Annotated in this window: 16 protein-coding genes; 5 read left to right on the top strand and 11 right to left on the bottom strand. The window is 60.3% G+C overall.

Annotated features, from left to right (window positions below; genetic code table 11):
- The first annotated feature begins 237 nt into the window (after positions 1-237).
- The 5 genes from leuS (at position 238) to ACNYC6_RS17190 (ending at position 6,407) form a co-directional block, all read left to right on the top strand.
- Positions 238-2,844: a leucine--tRNA ligase gene (gene leuS / locus ACNYC6_RS17210; protein WP_419708414.1), complete on the top strand. Its 2,607-nt coding sequence runs from the start codon at positions 238-240 to the stop codon at positions 2,842-2,844.
- A gap of 87 nt (positions 2,845-2,931) precedes the next feature.
- Positions 2,932-3,537, top strand: a complete 606-nt coding sequence (lptE, locus tag ACNYC6_RS17205) for an LPS assembly lipoprotein LptE (protein WP_419708413.1) — start codon at positions 2,932-2,934, stop codon at positions 3,535-3,537.
- A 39-nt stretch (positions 3,538-3,576) separates the two neighbouring features.
- Entirely contained in the window at positions 3,577-4,614 is a 1,038-nt protein-coding gene (gene holA, locus ACNYC6_RS17200; protein WP_419708412.1) for a DNA polymerase III subunit delta, read from the top strand.
- A 243-nt stretch (positions 4,615-4,857) separates the two neighbouring features.
- A complete protein-coding gene (gene arfA / locus ACNYC6_RS17195) occupies positions 4,858-5,022 on the top strand; it encodes an alternative ribosome rescue factor ArfA (RefSeq protein ID WP_419708411.1) in 165 nt (54 codons plus the stop codon).
- 62 nt (positions 5,023-5,084) lie between these two features.
- A complete protein-coding gene (locus ACNYC6_RS17190; protein WP_419708410.1) occupies positions 5,085-6,407 on the top strand; it encodes a lytic murein transglycosylase in 1,323 nt (440 codons plus the stop codon).
- A gap of 92 nt (positions 6,408-6,499) precedes the next feature.
- Here ACNYC6_RS17190 and ACNYC6_RS17185 read toward each other — a convergent pair whose 3' ends face one another.
- From ACNYC6_RS17185 to rsfS, 11 genes are all read right to left on the bottom strand, one after another.
- A complete protein-coding gene (locus tag ACNYC6_RS17185; RefSeq protein WP_419708409.1) occupies positions 6,500-7,450 on the bottom strand; it encodes a S66 peptidase family protein in 951 nt (316 codons plus the stop codon).
- Positions 7,451-7,624: 174 nt separating this feature from the next.
- On the bottom strand, positions 7,625-8,647 hold the full coding sequence (gene lipA / locus ACNYC6_RS17180; RefSeq protein ID WP_419708408.1) for a lipoyl synthase: 1,023 nt from the start codon (positions 8,645-8,647) through the stop codon (positions 7,625-7,627).
- A 1-nt stretch (position 8,648) separates the two neighbouring features.
- Positions 8,649-9,296 carry a lipoyl(octanoyl) transferase LipB gene (lipB, locus tag ACNYC6_RS17175; protein WP_419708407.1) on the bottom strand — a complete coding sequence of 216 codons (648 nt, stop codon included), beginning with the start codon at positions 9,294-9,296 and terminating at the stop codon, positions 8,649-8,651.
- A complete protein-coding gene (locus ACNYC6_RS17170) occupies positions 9,296-9,571 on the bottom strand; it encodes a DUF493 domain-containing protein (protein ID WP_056855803.1) in 276 nt (91 codons plus the stop codon). The genes lipB and ACNYC6_RS17170 overlap by 1 nt, the downstream gene beginning before the upstream one ends.
- A gap of 83 nt (positions 9,572-9,654) precedes the next feature.
- The gene (locus ACNYC6_RS17165; protein WP_034148128.1) at positions 9,655-10,812 is read right to left on the bottom strand and encodes a D-alanyl-D-alanine carboxypeptidase family protein; all 1,158 of its coding nucleotides are present in this window, start codon (positions 10,810-10,812) and stop codon (positions 9,655-9,657) included.
- A gap of 183 nt (positions 10,813-10,995) precedes the next feature.
- A complete protein-coding gene (locus tag ACNYC6_RS17160; protein WP_419708406.1) occupies positions 10,996-12,006 on the bottom strand; it encodes a septal ring lytic transglycosylase RlpA family protein in 1,011 nt (336 codons plus the stop codon).
- A complete protein-coding gene (gene mltB, locus ACNYC6_RS17155; protein ID WP_419708405.1) occupies positions 12,006-13,016 on the bottom strand; it encodes a lytic murein transglycosylase B in 1,011 nt (336 codons plus the stop codon). The genes ACNYC6_RS17160 and mltB overlap by 1 nt, the downstream gene beginning before the upstream one ends.
- Positions 13,017-13,033: 17 nt before the next feature.
- Complete coding sequence (gene rodA, locus ACNYC6_RS17150) at positions 13,034-14,137, bottom strand: rod shape-determining protein RodA (RefSeq protein ID WP_338586592.1); 1,104 nt, start codon at positions 14,135-14,137, stop codon at positions 13,034-13,036.
- Positions 14,138-14,168: 31 nt separating this feature from the next.
- On the bottom strand, positions 14,169-16,064 hold the full coding sequence (gene mrdA, locus ACNYC6_RS17145) for a penicillin-binding protein 2 (protein ID WP_419708404.1): 1,896 nt from the start codon (positions 16,062-16,064) through the stop codon (positions 14,169-14,171).
- Positions 16,065-16,074: 10 nt separating this feature from the next.
- Positions 16,075-16,542, bottom strand: a complete 468-nt coding sequence (gene rlmH / locus ACNYC6_RS17140; protein WP_007937439.1) for a 23S rRNA (pseudouridine(1915)-N(3))-methyltransferase RlmH — start codon at positions 16,540-16,542, stop codon at positions 16,075-16,077.
- 9 nt (positions 16,543-16,551) lie between these two features.
- Entirely contained in the window at positions 16,552-17,046 is a 495-nt protein-coding gene (gene rsfS, locus ACNYC6_RS17135) for a ribosome silencing factor (protein ID WP_008022922.1), read from the bottom strand.
- Positions 17,047-17,111 lie beyond the last annotated feature (65 nt).

Raw genomic sequence — 17,111 nt, 5'->3', positions numbered from 1 at the left:
TTAGCTTCCATGAACAAACCGGCTGGACGCCGCGACCAACGGCCCTCGCAGCGGTTTTCGCGAGACGCGCGGCAGTAATCAGGGTTTCCCTCGGTAGAGTGCGGTCATGTATGCTACGGCGCTTCCTGTAACTCCACTTCCAGCTCGACTGGACACCGAAACGCCGAATTGGCGCATTCATCGTCCAGCGTTGCATTGAAGAGGATTAGGCCACCCCTATTCAGTTCAAAAGTAGCCATGCACGAACAATATCAGCCCCGTGAAATCGAAGCCTCCGCCCAGTCGTTCTGGGACGAGCAAAAGTCCTTTGAAGTCAGTGAACAGCCAGGCAAGGAGACTTACTACTGCCTGTCGATGTTCCCTTACCCCAGCGGCAAGCTACACATGGGGCACGTGCGCAACTACACCATCGGCGACGTGATTTCCCGCTACCAGCGCATGCAAGGCAAGAACGTCCTGCAACCCATGGGTTGGGACGCCTTCGGCATGCCGGCGGAAAACGCCGCGATGAAGAACAACGTAGCGCCCGCCAAGTGGACCTACGAAAACATCGCCTACATGAAAACCCAGCTGCGCAGCCTGGGCCTGGCGGTGGACTGGTCGCGCGAAGTGACCACCTGCAAGCCTGATTACTACCGCTGGGAACAATGGCTGTTCACTCGCCTGTTCGAAAAAGGCGTGATCTACAAAAAAAGCGGCACCGTGAACTGGGACCCGATCGACCAGACCGTTCTGGCCAACGAACAGGTGATCGACGGTCGCGGCTGGCGTTCCGGCGCGCTGATCGAAAAGCGCGAAATCCCGATGTACTACTTCAAGATCACCGCCTACGCAGATGAGCTACTGGAGAGTCTCGACGAACTGCCGGGCTGGCCTGAACAGGTCAAGACCATGCAGCGCAACTGGATCGGCAAATCCCGCGGCATGGAAGTGCAGTTCCCGTACAACGTCGATTCCATCGGCGAAACCGGCACACTGAAAGTCTTCACCACCCGTCCGGACACCCTGATGGGCGCGACTTACGTCGCCGTAGCCGCCGAACACCACCTGGCCACCTTGGCCGCGCAGAACAACCCTGAGCTGCAAGCATTCATCGCTGAGTGCAAAGGTGGCAGCGTGGCTGAGGCCGACGTCGCCACTCAAGAGAAAAAAGGGGTGCCAACCGGCCTGTTCGTCGAGCACCCGCTGACGGGCGAAAAGCTGCCGGTCTGGGTCGCCAACTATGTGCTGATGCACTACGGCGATGGCGCGGTGATGGCGGTTCCGGCTCACGACGAACGCGATTACGAATTCGCCCACAAGTACAACCTGCCGCTCAAATCCGTGGTACGCACCAGCTCCGGTGACACCAACCCGGCCCCATGGCAAGACGCCTATGGCGAGCACGGCACGCTGATCAATTCCGGCGAGTTCGACGGTCTCGACTTTGCCGGCGCCTTCGACGCCATCGAAGTCGCATTGATCAAGAAAGAGCTGGGCGCCTCGCGTACCCAGTTCCGTCTGCGTGACTGGGGTATCAGCCGCCAGCGTTACTGGGGCTGCCCGATCCCGATCATCCACTGCACCACCTGCGGTGACGTGCCGGTGCCGGAAGATCAATTGCCCGTGGTGCTGCCGGAAGACGTGGTGCCGGACGGCGCCGGTTCGCCACTGGCGCGCATGCCCGAGTTCTACGAGTGCAGCTGCCCGAAATGCGGCCAGCCTGCCAAGCGTGAAACCGACACCATGGACACCTTCGTCGAGTCCTCGTGGTACTACGCCCGCTACGCCTCGCCGCAATATGAAGGCGGTCTGGTGGAAAAGTCGGCGGCCGACCACTGGTTGCCGGTGGATCAGTACATCGGCGGTATCGAACACGCGATTCTTCACCTGCTCTACGCACGCTTCTTCCACAAACTGATGCGCGACGAAGGCCTGGTGAGCTCCAACGAGCCGTTCAAGAACCTGCTGACCCAGGGCATGGTGATTGCCGAGACTTACTATCGTCGCGAAGCCAACGGTGCCTACACCTGGTTCAACCCGGCGGACGTCGAGCTTGAGCGTGACAGCAAAGCCAAGGTCATCAGCGCCAAATTGAAATCCGACGGCTTGCCGGTGGAAATCGGCGGCACCGAGAAGATGGCCAAGTCGAAGAACAATGGCGTCGACCCACAGTCGATGATCGACCAGTTCGGCGCAGACACCTGCCGCCTGTTCATGATGTTCGCCTCGCCACCTGACATGAGCGCGGAATGGTCCGACTCCGGCGTTGAAGGTTCGCACCGTTTCCTCAAGCGCGTCTGGCGCCTGGCCCAGGCACACGTCACTCAAGGCCTGCCGGGCAAACTGGACGTCGCCAGCCTGAATGACGAGCAGAAAGCCGTTCGTCGCTCGATCCACCTGGCCATCAAGCAGGCCAGCCAGGACGTCGGCCAGAACCACAAATTCAACACCGCCATCGCCCAGGTGATGACGCTGATGAACGTGCTGGAAAAAGCCGCGCAAGCCACCGAACAGGATCGCGCACTGATTCACGAAGGTCTGGAAACCGTAACGCTGCTGCTGGCTCCAATCACGCCGCACATCAGCCACGAACTGTGGAATCAACTGGGTCATGCTGGCCCTGTGATCGATGCCGGTTGGCCGGTGCAGGACGACAGCGCACTGGTACAGGACAGCCTGACGCTGGTCATCCAGGTCAACGGCAAGCTGCGTGGCCAGATCGAAATGCCGGCCAGCGCGACACGCGAAGAAGTCGAAGCCGCCGCACGCGCCAACGAAAACGTGTTGCGCTTCGTCGATGGCCTGACTATTCGTAAAGTGATTGTAGTGCCCGGGAAACTGGTCAATATCGTCGCCAGCTAACTGGATCGGGCGTCAGGTTCGCCTGGCGCCAAGTAAAACCTTTCGGGCCGCATGATCGGCCCACATGGTTTCAAGGGGAGCAACACAATGATCAAACGCAATTTGCTGGTAATGGGCCTCGCGGTTCTGCTGAGCGCCTGCGGTTTCCAGCTGCGCGGCACCGGCACCACCGAACTGGCGATCAAGGAACTGGACCTCAGTGCCCGCAACGCCTACGGCGAAACCGTGACCCAACTGCGTCAGGTACTCGATAGCAGCGGCGTCAAGGTCTACACCGGCGCACCGTACAAACTGGTATTGACCGACGAGCAGGAAACCCAGCGCATCCTCAGCTACGCCGGTGCCGGTCGTACGGGTGAGTATCAGTTGAACACCGTGCTCAGCTATAACATCCTCAGCCAGGGCAACCTGTCGCTGATCGACGATAAGCTTGAAGTACAAAAGGTCTTCATCCACGACGGCAACAACCTGGTGGGTTCCGACCAGGAAGCCGCCGATGCCCGCAAGGAAATGCGTCGCGAGCTGGTGCAGCGCATGATGCTGCGCCTGCAGCAAATCACGCCGACCCAGTTGGCCCAGTTGCAACAGACCGCCGAAGCCAAGGCCAAGGCCGAAGCCGCCGCCCTGGAGGCTGCGCAGAAGGCGGAAGCGGAAACGCCGCGTCAGTCGCCTATCGAACTGCCGCAGCAGTAAGACTTACGGGGCGCTCAGGCGCCCCGTTCGCCCTCTCTTATGAAACTCGCTCCCGCCCAACTCGCCAAACACCTGCAAGGTGCCCTCGCGCCGGTCTATGTGATCAGCGGCGATGACCCCTTGCTGTGTCAGGAAGCCGCTGACGCAATCCGCACGGCCGCCCGCCAACAGGGCTTCGACGAACGCCAGGTCTTTGCCGCCGATGCCACTTTCGATTGGGGTACGTTGCTGCAGGCCGGGGCCAGCATGTCGCTGTTCGCCGAAAAGCGTCTTTTGGAACTGCGCCTGCCCTCCGGCAAGCCCGGCGACAAAGGTGCTGCCGCCCTCATCGAATACTGCTCGCGACCGGCCGAAGACACGCTATTGCTGATCAGCTTGCCGAAGCTCGATGGCAGCGCGCAGAAAACCAAGTGGGGCAAGGCGCTGGTAGAAGGCCAACAGACTCAGTTCGTGCAGATCTGGCCGGTGGATGCCAACCAGCTGCCGAGCTGGATCCGCCAACGCCTGTCCCAGGCCGGGCTTGCTGCCAGCCAGGACGCCGTCGAACTGATCGCTGCGCGAGTCGAGGGCAACCTGCTGGCCGCCGCCCAGGAAATCGAAAAGCTCAAACTGATGGCCGAGGGCGGGCAGATCACCGTCGAAACCGTGCAGGCCGCGGTGGCCGACAGTGCGCGCTTCGATGTCTTCGGGTTGACCGATGCGATTCTCAATGGCGAAGCCGCCCACGCGCTACGCATGCTCGAAGGGCTGCGCGGTGAAGGCGTCGAACCACCGGTGATTCTCTGGGCTCTGGCCCGGGAGCTGCGTCTGCTGGCCAATATTTCCCTGCAATACAGTCAGGGCACACCGCTGGACAAGGCCTTCAGCCAGGCCAAACCACCGGTTTGGGACAAGCGCAAACCGCTGATGAGCAAGGCCCTGCAACGCTACTCGGCGCAACGCTGGGCGCAGTTGCTGCTCGAAGCACAGCGCATCGACGCACAGATCAAAGGTCAGGCTGCCGGTTCGCCGTGGATGAGCTTGAGCCGATTGACGTTGTTGATGGCTGGCCAGCGCCTGACACTGCCCGCCGAATAAGCACATACTTTGTAGCCGCTGGTGCAGCCTGCGTTCGGCTGCGAAGCCGTCGTGAATCCAGAATCCAAAGTCATACTGACACACCGCGCCGCCAGGTTTGGCGACTGCTGCGCAGTCGAACGCAGGCTTCGCCAGCTACTACAGGGTTCAGCGAAAGGTCCTACACAATGTAGGGTCTAGACAGAACCCCAACTTCAGCAGATTATTGCGCCCGCAAAACCCACTCAATCGAGAGATATCACCATGAGCAAAAAGCCGTCCAAACACGGCCCCAACAAGGCCAAATCCATCATCGCCCAGCCACTGTTCCGCAACCGACAGGAACGCGCCGGCAAGGGCAAAGGCAGCTACCGCCGCGAAGCCTTCCAGTCTAATAGCTGGGAGGCTTCTTACTTTCTGGCGGCCTGAAAGGCAAGCATCCGCTCAACATGTTAAGGTCTGTACCTGATCCGTATTTCCTGGACCCGTGCATGCCCTTTTGTCTTTCCCGTCGTTGGCACCTGCGCCAATTGATTGCTGCCTCCAGCCTCGTTTTGCTAGTCGCCTGCGCGGAAAAACCCACCGCCGCCGACGCCCAGCCGCTTCAATCCCTCCCCGTCGCCACCGCCCCTGCGGTCATTGCGCCTGTGGTTCCGAACGGTGAAAACCTCGACATCCAGCCAACCCAGACCTTCGCAGAATGGCAGGCTGGTTTTCGCAAGGATGCCTTGGCCGCGGGTATCCGCGCCGATCTGTTCGATCGCGCTTTCGCCAATGTCAGCTTCGACCCCAGTGTGATTCGTGCTGATCGCAGTCAGCCGGAATTCGCAAAACCGGTGTGGGAATACCTCGATGGCGCCCTGTCACCGTTGCGGGTACGCAAAGGTCAGGCACTGGTCGACCAATATGCCGGCATCCTGCAAAGCATCGAACAGCGTTATGGCGTCGATCGTCAGGCGCTGGTGGCCGTGTGGGGCATGGAGAGCAACTTCGGTCAGTTCCAGGGTAGCAAGTCGGTGATCAATTCTCTGGCAACCCTGGCCTACGAAGGCCGGCGCCCAGGATTTGCCCACGCGCAATTGATCGCCGCCCTGCAAATTCTGCAACAGGGTGATATAGAACCCGAGAAAATGCTCGGTTCCTGGGCCGGTGCCATGGGTCAGACCCAATTCATTCCGACCACCTACAACACCCACGCGGTGGACTTCGATGGCGATGGCCGTCGTGATATCTGGGGCAGTTCCACCGACGCCCTGGCCTCGACCGCGCACTACCTGCAAAGCTCAGGCTGGCAAAAAGGCCAGCCGTGGGGCTTCGAAGTCCAGCTCCCGAGCGGCTTCAATTACGTGCTGGCCGATGGCACCATCCGCAAGAGCGTCGCCGAGTGGCGGCAATTGGGTGTCACCTTGCCTAACGGCAGGCAGGTTCCGGCAGGTTCAGAACAGTTGTCCGCAGCGCTGCTGTTACCAGCCGGATATCGTGGCCCGGCGTTCCTGGTGCTCGATAACTTCCGTGCAATCCTCAAGTACAACAACTCGTCGTCCTACGCATTGGCAGTGGGCCTGCTGGCCGAGCGTTTCAATGGCGCAGGGCTGATCAGTGGCTCGTGGCCAAAAGATGATCTGCCGCTGAGCCGCACCGAGCGAATCGAACTGCAAAACCTGCTGAGCGCCCAGAACTACGAAGCGGGTACTGCCGACGGCATCATCGGCGCCAATACGCGCAAGGCGATCCGTAGCGCTCAGCAGTCGTTTGGCTGGCCAGCGGATGGTTATCCGACGCACAAGCTGCTGGAAGGTCTACGTAACCGCTAAAAATATCGCGAGCAGGCTCGCTCCTACAGTGAAATGCGATCAACTGTAGGAGCGAGCCTGCTCGCGATGACTTACCAACAAGCGAAAAGATCCTAGCGCCTGACTACCACATCCTGCTCCAACACCAACTCTTTGTTCCCCGCATCCAGCCTGACCAACGCCCCCATCGGCAATGTCAGATTCGGATCGCAATGCCCGCTTCGCCACCCGGACAACACCGGGATCCGCAAAGGCTCGAACGTTTGCTTGAGCAACCGCTCCAGCGCAGGCACTTCAACGCCCGCCACATCCCCCACCAGCACTCCGCGCAACTTGCCCAAAACGCCAGCCAACCGCAGGTGAGTCAGCAATCGGTCGATGCGATAGAGCGGCTCGTTGATGTCCTCAATGAAGAGAATGACGTTCTCGGCATCGATTTCAAAAGGCGTGCCCATGGTCGCGGCAATCATCGACAGGTTGCCGCCCAGCAAACGCCCATGGGCGATGCCCGGCTCGATCGTCGTCAACGGATAGGCCACCGGGTGCGCCAACACGTTGCCCGCCTTCACTTGCCCGCGCAGCATGTTGAAAAAAGAAGGCTCGGTCGGCTTTTGCCTGTCGCCCAGCAAGTCGGCATTGAGCAGTGGTCCATGGAACGTCACGAAGCCGGCATAACGACTGATCGCCAGGTGCAGCGCGGTGATGTCGCTATAGCCGATGAATGGCTTGGCATTGTCGCGCAGTAGTTCGAAATCGATGCGATCCAGCAACCTCGGCGTACCGTATCCCCCGCGCAGGCAAATGATGGCATCGACTTCGCCATCGGCAAACGCTCCGTGCAGGTCATTGAGGCGCACCTCGTCGCTGCCGGCCAGGTAGCCGTCCTTCTCGTAGACGCCGGGGAAAATCTTCAGTGAATAGCCACGGGCACGCATCCATTGCACGGCTTTATCGGTGTCCAGCGGTGCAGGCCCGGCAGGCGCAATAACGCCGATCAGCCCTTGCGACGGTAAAGCCGGAACCGGAACAAGAGGACAAAGGGTATGGGTCGGTCGAACGGTCATCCATGAATCTCCCTGCGTGAACACTTCAGCACACAGTAGTCAGGAACGGGGACAAACAGAAGAGGGATTGTCGCCCCGCAGGTTGCAGGAAAAGACGGCAGTCGCCGTGGGCAAGGCAAAAAAACGCCCGCAAGGCTGAATGCCTTGCGGGCGCTTTTCATTTCTTTGGGCGGATCAGGACGACATCAGTTCGGCCTTGACCAGCTTCGCCTGCTCATCGGCGTGGTACGAGGAGCGAACCAGCGGACCGGAAGCGACGTTCTTGAAGCCCATTTTGTAACCTTCCTCGGCGAACCAGGCGAAGGTGTCCGGGTGCACGAAGCGCTGAACCGGCAAGTGGCTACGAGATGGCTGCAGGTACTGGCCCAGGGTTAGCATGTCGATGTCGTGTTCGCGCATGCGCTTCATGACTTCGATGACTTCTTCGTCGGTTTCGCCCAGACCCAGCATCAGCCCGGATTTGGTCGGAATGTGCGGCATCATCTGCTTGAAGCGCTGCAGCAGGGTCAGCGACCACTGGTAATCCGAACCCGGACGCGCAGCCTTGTACAGGCGCGGCACGGTTTCGAGGTTGTGGTTGAACACATCCGGCGGCTCGGCGGCGGTGATTTGCAGCGCGATGTCCATGCGGCCACGGTAGTCCGGGACCAGGGTTTCGAGCTGTACGTTCGGCGACAGTTTGCGGATTTCGCGGATGCAGTCGGCAAAATGCTGGGCACCGCCGTCACGCAGGTCGTCGCGGTCTACCGAGGTGATCACCACGTACTTGAGGCGCAGGTCGGCGATGGCGATGGCCAGGCTTTCCGGCTCGTTGACGTCCAGTGGTTTCGGACGACCGTGGCCAACGTCGCAGAACGGGCAGCGACGGGTGCAGATGTCACCCATGATCATGAAGGTCGCGGTGCCACCGGAGAAGCACTCGCCCAGGTTCGGGCAGGAGGCTTCTTCGCACACGCTGTGCAGCTTGTGTTTGCGCAACAGGGCCTTGATGCGGTCGACTTCCGGGGACACCGGGATGCGAACGCGAATCCAGTCAGGCTTTTTCGGCAGTTCAGTGGTCGGAATGATCTTTACCGGGATGCGTGCAACCTTCTCGGCGCCGCGCAGCTTTACGCCGGCTTCAACCTTGGCACGCGGGGCCGGACGCTCGGTGACATCCAGCGTCGGGATCATGGTTTGCACTGCATCAGTAGTCATATCAGTCGATTCCGCCCGTTAGGGTCGTCTGCTCAGCATAGTCGAGGTGTTTGACGAGCTGCGCGCGCAGCCGGGCACTTACCTCGGCAAATTCAATCGATCCTGCATGGTCGCTCAGCTGGGTCATCGCCAGCCCGGCGTAGCCGCAGGGATTAATCCGTCGAAACGGTTCCAGGTTCATGTCCACGTTCAGGGCCAGGCCATGAAAGGAACAACCGTGGCGGATCCGCAGACCCAGGGAAGCGATTTTCGCACCGTCGACATACACACCCGGCGCATCCGGCTTGGCCGCCGCAGTCACACCGTAGCTGGCAAGCAGCTCGATTAGGCATGACTCCATCCGGCTCACCAGGTCGCGTACGCCGAAACCCAGTTTGCGCACGTCCAGCAACAGATACGCCACCAGTTGCCCTGGCCCGTGATACGTCACCTGGCCACCGCGATCCACCTGCACCACCGGGATATCTCCCGGCAGCAACAAGTGCTCGGCCTTGCCAGCCTGCCCCTGAGTGAAGACCGGTGGGTGTTCAACCAGCCAGATTTCGTCGGGAGCATCGCTGCCGCGTTCGTTGGTGAATCGTTGCATGGCATGCCAGACCGGCTCGTAAGCCAGCTGGCCGAGCTCGCGAAAGCCCAGCGTGCCGGACATCACAGCACCATGTGCACGAAACCGGTAGCCCGCAGTTCGCTGTTGATGTTGTACAGCTGATCCTGGTCGGTCGCGACGATGTGCAACTGAATAGTGGTGTATTTGCCGTTGCTGCTTTGACGCTCGTCTACACGCTCATCGTTGATCTTGGCGTGCTTGCGGACGATGTCGATGATCTTGTCCTTGTTGCCCACACCCGTGTCGCTGATCACCTTAACCGGATAATCGGTGGCAGGGAATTCGATCTTGGGCGCCTTTACTTCGGTATCGGTCATGGCGTAACGGCCTCGTAAGCGTAAGCCGTGGCGACAGCAAAGCCCCGCGCCGGATCAGCACGGGGCCTTGCAGGAGCACACTATCAGTTGAACAAGCCGTAGAAGAATAGACGGATGCTATCCCACATGCGACGGAAGATACCACCCTCTTCGACGCCATCCAGAGCGATCAGGTCGGCGCTGTGCACCACCTTGTCGTCCAGTTTGACTTCGACCTTGCCGATTACGTCGCCCTTGGCGATTGGCGCAACCAGTTGGGGGTTCATGGTCATGCTGGCGGCGAGCTTTTTCAGCTGACCTTTTGGCAGGGTCATGGTCAGGTCTTCAGCCAGACCGGCCTTGACCTGATTGGTGGCGCCCTTCCAGACAGGAGCCTGAGCCAGCTCGGCGCCTTTCTGATAGAACGTCTGGGTTTCGAAGAAACGGAAACCGTAGGTCAGCAGCTTCTGGGTCTCGGCGGCGCGAGCCACTTCGCTGTTGGTACCGAATACCACGGCGATCAGACGCATGCCATCACGCACGGCCGAAGACACCATGCAGTAGCCCGCTTCGTCGGTGTGACCGGTTTTTAGACCGTCGACGGTCTTGTCGCGCCACAGCAGCAGGTTGCGGTTAGGTTGCTTGATGCCGTTCCAGAAGAACTCTTTCTGCGAGTAGATCGCATAGTGAGCCGGGTCTTCGTGGATGATCGCGCGAGCCAGCACAGCCATGTCGTGAGCCGACGAATAGTGCTCAGGGTTCGGCAGACCGGTCGGGTTCATGAAGTGGCTGTTGGTCATGCCCAGGTCGCCGACGGTTTTGTTCATCATGTCGGCGAAGGCGTCTTCGCTGCCGGCGATGTGCTCGGAGAGCGCAACACTGGCGTCGTTGCCCGACTGGATGATGATGCCGTGCAGCAGGTCGCTGACAGTCACCTGCGAACCGACCTTGATGAACATCCGCGAACCGCCGGTACGCCAGGCGTTCTCGCTGACGGTCACCGGATCGTTTTCGCCGATCTGGCCACGACGGATTTCCAGGGTCGCGATGTACGCGGTCATCAGCTTGGTCAGGCTGGCCGGCGGCAGACGCTGGTCACCATTGTTTTCGACCAGCACGTTGCCGCTGCTGGCGTCCATGAGCACATAGGCCTTGGCGGCCAGTTGCGGTGGCGACGGCATCATCTCGACCGCGAACGCGGCAGGTGAGAGAAGCAGCGGGACTAGAAGGCACAGGCGTTTGGCAAAGGTGGTGATGTTCATCCGTCTCTCGAAATCGCTAATGGAAACTGCCCGAAGGCAAAACTAATCAGATGACTTTCTAACGAGTCATCGCGTGTTCAGCTGCTCACTCAGTAACCCTTGCCGGGCTTTTGTTCTTCAACGAGCCAACAACCTGGTTCATCCCCCAAAACCGCAGATGAACCGTCAATCAAGTTCTACGTATTACTCAGTCACAACACTTGGCGAACCGAGATTGGCCATGCGCACACTGTTCTGCACTTGCTGGACTTCACCCGGCGAACCGATCGGTCCCATGCGCACCCGATGCAGAGTCTGCTGATTGCGCACGATCGAGCTGATGAACACCGGAGCGCTCACCATCCCGCTGAGCTTCGACCTCAGCAGTTCTGCAGCGTCCGGGTTGGCGAACGCGCCCACCTGCAGATACTGGCCAGAGGCTGGTGCAGAAGCGTTTTTTTTTGCGTCGGCAAGTTGAACAGGGACGACGGCGGCGGCGTGCTGCTGCGGCGGCGGTGTCCATTGCTCGACGGTGCCGGCCGAAGCCGTAATGACCGGGGCGCTATTCTGCGCGACTTGCGGTTCGTTGAGCATTAAAGGCGCCGGACGGCCCTTGGCGGCCCACCATTGCTGCGGATCGATGCCTTCGACCTTGACCCGTGCGGTGCCGGTCTCAGCGTAGCCGAGCTTCTTGGCGGCCGCGTACGACAAGTCGATGATCCGGTCCGAATAGAACGGCCCACGGTCGTTGACCCGCAGGATCACGGTCTTGTTGTTGTCCAGGTTGGTCACCCGAACGTAACTCGGCAGCGGTAAGGTCTTGTGAGCGGCACTCATGCCGTAAAGGTCATAGACTTCGCCGTTGGCGGTGTTCTGACCATGGAACTTGGTGCCGTACCAGGACGCCGTACCCGACTGTACGTAGGTCTTGGATTCTTGCAGCGGAAAGTAGGTTTTGCCCAGTACAGAGTACGGGGCGGCCTTGTACGGGCCGGTGTGCAGGGTCGGCGTGGCGTCCGGAATACGCGACACATCGACGTCCCACCACGGCGCGCCATCCTTGTGAGCGCGGTTGATGTCCAGTCCCGGCGTCGAGCGCACGGCAGTGGAGGACTTCTGCGCCGGAGCGCGGCTGGTCGAACAACTGGCGACCAGCACTGCCAGCGCGGCAAATGCCATCAGCTTCAGGGGTTTATTCATAGGCAATGCCCGCATTACTTGACGCCCCGTGCTTGGACCAGCTGTTCAGACAGTTGATGTACGGCCATGGCGTACATCACGCTGCGGTTATAACGCGTGATCGCGTAAAAATTCTTCAGGCCCATCCAGTACTCGGGGCCCTTGTCGCCTTCCAGTCGGAATGCGGTAACCGGCATATCATCGCGCAGCGCATCATGACTTGACCAGCCCAAGGCCCGCAACTCTCCGACGGTTTTAGTCGGCTCGATGCCGGTGGTCAAACCTTCGTCGACCTGATCGCCCCGCACATCGGCGCGGCTAACCACCGGTTCACCGGCAACCCAGCCATGACGCTTGAAATAACTGGCGACGCTGCCGATGGCATCGTCCGGGTTGTTCCAGATATTGATGTGGCCGTCACCGTCGAAGTCCACCGCGTAGGCGCGAAAGCTGCTCGGCATAAACTGCGGCAGGCCCATGGCACCGGCGTAGGAACCTTTGAGGGTCAATGGATCGACCTGCTCTTCCCGCGCCAACAGCAGGAACTCACGCAACTCCTTGCGGAAAAATTCGGCACGGGGAGGATAGTCGAAACCCAGCGTCGACAAGGCATCAATTACCCGGAAATTACCGGTATTGCGACCGAAAAAGGTCTCAACGCCGATGATCGCGACGATCACCTGGGCCGGCACGCCGTATTCCTGCTCAGCGCGGGCCAGCACGGCCTCATGCTGACGCCAGAAGTCCACACCACGAGCGATTCGCGCATCGGTGATGAACATCGGGCGGTATTCGTTCCACTGCTTGACCCGCTCGGCGGGTTTCGAAATGGCGTCCAGGATCGACTGTTTGCGCTCGGCTTCGCGGAACACGCCCATCAACTGTTCTCCGGCGAAACCGTAGTCGCGGGTCATCTCACCGACGAATTCGGCCACTTGCGGTGAGCCTTCGTAATCGCCAGCCAACGCTTCCTGCGCGCTGCCAAGGATGCTTACCAGGCCGACCCACGGCGCGTATCGAGTCGCCCAGCCACGCATTACTTGCATTGAACTCTTCACCTTATTCAAACCTGTGCGATCCACTTGCGATGGGTATGGATCGACATCAAAACCCCAAACGCTGACAGCAGCGTCACCAGCGAAGTTCCTCCGTAGCTAATGAACGGCAACGGCACCCCCACCACCGGCAACAGGCCACTGACCATACCGATGTTGACGAAAACATACACAAAAAACGTCATGGTCAAGGCGCCTGCCAGCAACTTGCCGAACAACGTCTGGGCCTGTGCGGTAATCACCAGTCCACGGCCGATCAATAGCAGGTAGATCAACAGCAGCGCGCAGATGCCGACCAGACCGAACTCTTCGCCCATCACCGCAATAATGAAGTCGGTGTGGCTTTCCGGGAGGAAGTCGAGGTGCGACTGGGTACCCAGCAGCCAGCCCTTGCCGAATACGCCGCCGGAACCGATGGCGGCCTTCGATTGAATGATGTTCCAGCCGGTGCCCAGCGGATCGCTCTCCGGATCGAGGAACGTCAGGATCCGTTGCTTCTGGTAGTCGTGCATGATGAAGAACCACATGGCGATGGCCACGGGTACGGCAGCCGCGAGCACGCTGAGAATCCAGCGCCAGCGCAACCCCCCCATGAACAGCACGAATGCACCGCCGGCCAGGATCAGCAGCGAGGTGCCGAGGTCCGGTTGCCGCACGATCAGAATGAACGGCACGCCGATCAACATCAGGCTGATGCCGACGTGCTTGAGTTGCGGCGGCAAGGTGCGCTTGGACAGGTACCAGGCAATGGTCGCCGGCATCAGGATCTTCATGAATTCCGATGGCTGGAAGCGGATCACGCCAGGGATGTTGATCCAGCGCGTGGCACCCATGGCGTTGTGCCCCATGACATCCACCACCACCAGCAACAGCACGCCGACCACATAGCCGACCGGCACCCAGCGCGCCATGAAGCGCGGCTCGAATTGGGCGATGACGATCATCGACACCAGGCCAATGCCGAACGACGTGGCCTGTTTGGCTAGCAGGTCCCAGCTCTTGCCACTGGCTGAATACAGGACGAACAGGCTGCCGGCGGCGAGCGTCAGCAGCAGGATCAGCAGCACGCCATCGATGTGCATGCGCTGCAACAGCGTGGCACGGCGGCGCATCACATCCTCGCTGGAGAGCATGCGATCGAAATTATTCATCACGGGCGGTAGCCTCTGCGGTGTTAGGGCCGGCGTATTCGGCCTTGAGATGACCGCTCTCATCGAGCAGCCAGGCGTCCATGACTTGACGCACCACAGGCGCAGCGACGCCGGAACCGGACTCACCGTTCTCGACCATCACCGAGACCACGATTTTTGGGTCATCGGCCGGCGCAAAGCCAACAAACAAGGCGTGGTCACGGTGGCGCTCCTGAACCTTGGAGCGGTCGTACTTCTCGCCCTGCTTGATCGCGACCACCTGGGCCGTACCCGACTTGCCAGCAATCCGGTACTGCGCGCCGATCGCGGCTTTGCGCGCCGTACCCCGGGCACCGTGCATTACCTGCTGCATGCCGTGGTTGACCTTGGTCCAGTCCGACGGATCGCGCAGGATGATGTCCGGCATCGGATTCTCATCCACCGGTTTCTCGCCTTCGATGGTCTTGGCCAGGTGCGGCCGGTTCCAGACGCCTTTGTTGGCCACCAGCGCGGTGGCCTGGGCCAGTTGCAACGGGGTCGACTGCATGTAGCCCTGACCGATCCCGAGAATCAGCGTTTCCCCCGGGAACCACGCCTGACGGCGGGTTGCGCGCTTCCATTCGCGGGACGGCATCAGGCCCGGCGACTCTTCGAACATGTCCAGGGAGACTTTCTGGCCGATGCCGAACTTGGTCATGTACGCCGACAGCCGATCGATCCCCAGCTTGTGGGCCAGGTCGTAGAAGTAGGTGTCGTTGGAGCGCATGATCGCCGTGTCGAGGTCGACGAAGCCGTCACCGGTGCGGTTCCAGTTACGGTATTTGTGATCGTAGTTGGGCAACATGTAGTAACCGGGGTCGAACACCCGGGTCGAAGCCGTCACCACGCCCGAATCCAGGCCGGCAATCGCTACCGCCGGCTTGATCGTCGAACCCGGTGGATACAAACCACGCAGCACGCGGTTGAACAGAGGCCGGTCGATGGAATCACGCAGCTCGGAATAAGCCTTGAAGCTGATGCCGGTGACGAACAGGTTCGGGTCGAAACTCGGCTGGCTGACCATTGCCAGCACTTCGCCGGTTTTCGGGTCCAGTGCCACCACTGCACCACGACGCCCGCCGAGTGCGGCTTCGGCAGCTTCCTGCAATTTGATGTCCAGGCTCAGGACGATGTCCTTGCCGGGAATCGGATCGGTACGCTTGAGTACGCGCAATACGCGGCCCCGAGCGTTGGTCTCGACTTCTTCGTAACCCACCTGGCCGTGCAGTTCGGGCTCGTAAAAGCGCTCGATACCGGTTTTGCCAATGTGGTGGGTGCCGCTGTAATTGACCGGATCGAGGGACTTGAGCTCTTTCTCGTTGATCCGCCCCATGTAGCCCACCGAGTGCGCAAAGTGCGCGCCCTGCGGATAGTGACGAACCAGTTGTGCGACCACTTCCACACCCGGCAACCGGAACTGGTTCACCGCGATCCGGGCGATTTGTTCTTCGGTCAGCTCAAACAGGATCGGCACCGGCTCGAACGGCCGGCGCCCCTGACGCATGCGCTTCTCGAAGATCACTCGGTCTTCCGGCGTCATCTCCAGCACTTCGACGATCACGTCGAGCACCTGTTGCCAGTCGCCGGAACGCTCGCGGGTCATGCTCAGGCTGAAACTCGGCCGGTTGTCGGCAATCACCACGCCGTTGCGGTCGAAAATCAAGCCGCGAGTCGGCGGAATCGGCTGCACATGGACGCGGTTGTTTTCCGACAGGGTCGAGTGATACTCGTACTGGATCACCTGGAGGAAATACAGACGCGCGATCAGCACGCCGATCAGCGCCACCACTGCAATTGCCCCGAACACGACGCGGCCACGCACCAGACGGGCGTCTTTTTCGTGGTCCTTGATGCGGATCGGTTGGGACATGAGGGCTGAACTACTTGTGGTAAGGGTGGCCGGACAGAACTGTCCAGGCACGATACAGCTGTTCGCCGATCAGAATCCGCACCAGCGGGTGCGGCAACGTCAACGGCGAGAGTGACCAGCGCTGATCGGCACGGGCACAGACTTCCGGCGCCAGCCCTTCGGGGCCGCCGACCATGAAGTTGACCGTGCGCGAGTCCAGCCGCCAGCGATCGAGTTCGACCGCCAGTTGCTCGGTACTCCAGGGCTTGCCGTGGACTTCGAGGGTGACAACGCGCTCGTTCGGCCCGACCTTGGCCAGCATGGCTTCGCCCTCCTGTCGGATGAAGCGTGCCACGTCGGCGTTCTTGCCACGGGTATTGAGCGGTATTTCCACCAGTTCCAGCGCCAGCTCGGACGGAAGACGCTTGGCATATTCATGCCAGCCTTCTTCCACCCACTTGGGCATGCGAGAACCGACGGCGATCAGTCGCAGTCGCACAGCCGTTCCTTATTCCTGGTCTTTGTTGAGCTTGTTGAAATGCTCGTGACCAACTTCAGGGCTGTGGTGTTTGCCATCGGCGGCACGGCTCTGCTCGGCACCTTTCCACAGGCGCTCCAGGTCGTAGAACTGACGGGCGTTGGACGTCATCATGTGGACGATCACGTCATCCATGTCCAGCAGGACCCAGTCGCTGTCGCCCTTGCCTTCTTCACCCAGCGGCTTGATGCCCAGGGCCTTGACGGCTTCGCGAACCTTATCCAGCATCGCGCCGATCTGGCGGTTGGAAGTACCGGTGGCGATGATCATGTAGTCGGTGATGCTCTGCTTGTCGCGAACGTCGATGACCAGAACGTCCTGGGCCTTGACGTCTTCCAGGGCGGCTACGGCGATCTTGACCAGCTCGTCGCCTTTAGGTGGCTCGGCAGCGAGGACTTTCTCAGGCAGCGGGGCACTCTTGAATGTGCCTTTACGCTTAACTTTGTTTACGTCGTTGTTCGTCATATAAAACTCGTTTTGCTCGTATGTTCGGGCGCTTCAATACACGTTGTTGCTACGTGCCTTGAGGC

This window comes from Pseudomonas sp. NFX224, assembly GCF_048565165.1.
GTDB lineage: Bacteria > Pseudomonadota > Gammaproteobacteria > Pseudomonadales > Pseudomonadaceae > Aquipseudomonas.
Note: the sequence above shows the minus strand (reverse complement) of the source record. Positions and strands in the feature narration are given on the sequence as shown.

Bases quoted from the DNA above. Each gene is read 5' to 3' on its own strand.
- leuS (WP_419708414.1), top strand. From the start codon at position 238: ATGCACGAACAATATCAGCCCCGTGAAATCGAAGCCTCCGCCCAGTCG.
- lptE (WP_419708413.1), top strand. From the start codon at position 2,932: ATGATCAAACGCAATTTGCTGGTAATGGGCCTCGCGGTTCTGCTGAGC.
- holA (WP_419708412.1), top strand. From the start codon at position 3,577: ATGAAACTCGCTCCCGCCCAACTCGCCAAACACCTGCAAGGTGCCCTC.
- arfA (WP_419708411.1), top strand. From the start codon at position 4,858: ATGAGCAAAAAGCCGTCCAAACACGGCCCCAACAAGGCCAAATCCATC.
- ACNYC6_RS17190 (WP_419708410.1), top strand. From the start codon at position 5,085: ATGCCCTTTTGTCTTTCCCGTCGTTGGCACCTGCGCCAATTGATTGCT.
- ACNYC6_RS17185 (WP_419708409.1), bottom strand. From the start codon at position 7,450: ATGACCGTTCGACCGACCCATACCCTTTGTCCTCTTGTTCCGGTTCCG.
- lipA (WP_419708408.1), bottom strand. From the start codon at position 8,647: ATGACTACTGATGCAGTGCAAACCATGATCCCGACGCTGGATGTCACC.
- lipB (WP_419708407.1), bottom strand. From the start codon at position 9,296: ATGTCCGGCACGCTGGGCTTTCGCGAGCTCGGCCAGCTGGCTTACGAG.
- ACNYC6_RS17170 (WP_056855803.1), bottom strand. From the start codon at position 9,571: ATGACCGATACCGAAGTAAAGGCGCCCAAGATCGAATTCCCTGCCACC.
- ACNYC6_RS17165 (WP_034148128.1), bottom strand. From the start codon at position 10,812: ATGAACATCACCACCTTTGCCAAACGCCTGTGCCTTCTAGTCCCGCTG.
- ACNYC6_RS17160 (WP_419708406.1), bottom strand. From the start codon at position 12,006: ATGCGGGCATTGCCTATGAATAAACCCCTGAAGCTGATGGCATTTGCC.
- mltB (WP_419708405.1), bottom strand. From the start codon at position 13,016: ATGCAAGTAATGCGTGGCTGGGCGACTCGATACGCGCCGTGGGTCGGC.
- rodA (WP_338586592.1), bottom strand. From the start codon at position 14,137: ATGCGCCGCCGTGCCACGCTGTTGCAGCGCATGCACATCGATGGCGTG.
- mrdA (WP_419708404.1), bottom strand. From the start codon at position 16,064: ATGTCCCAACCGATCCGCATCAAGGACCACGAAAAAGACGCCCGTCTG.
- rsfS (WP_008022922.1), bottom strand. From the start codon at position 17,046: ATGACGAACAACGACGTAAACAAAGTTAAGCGTAAAGGCACATTCAAG.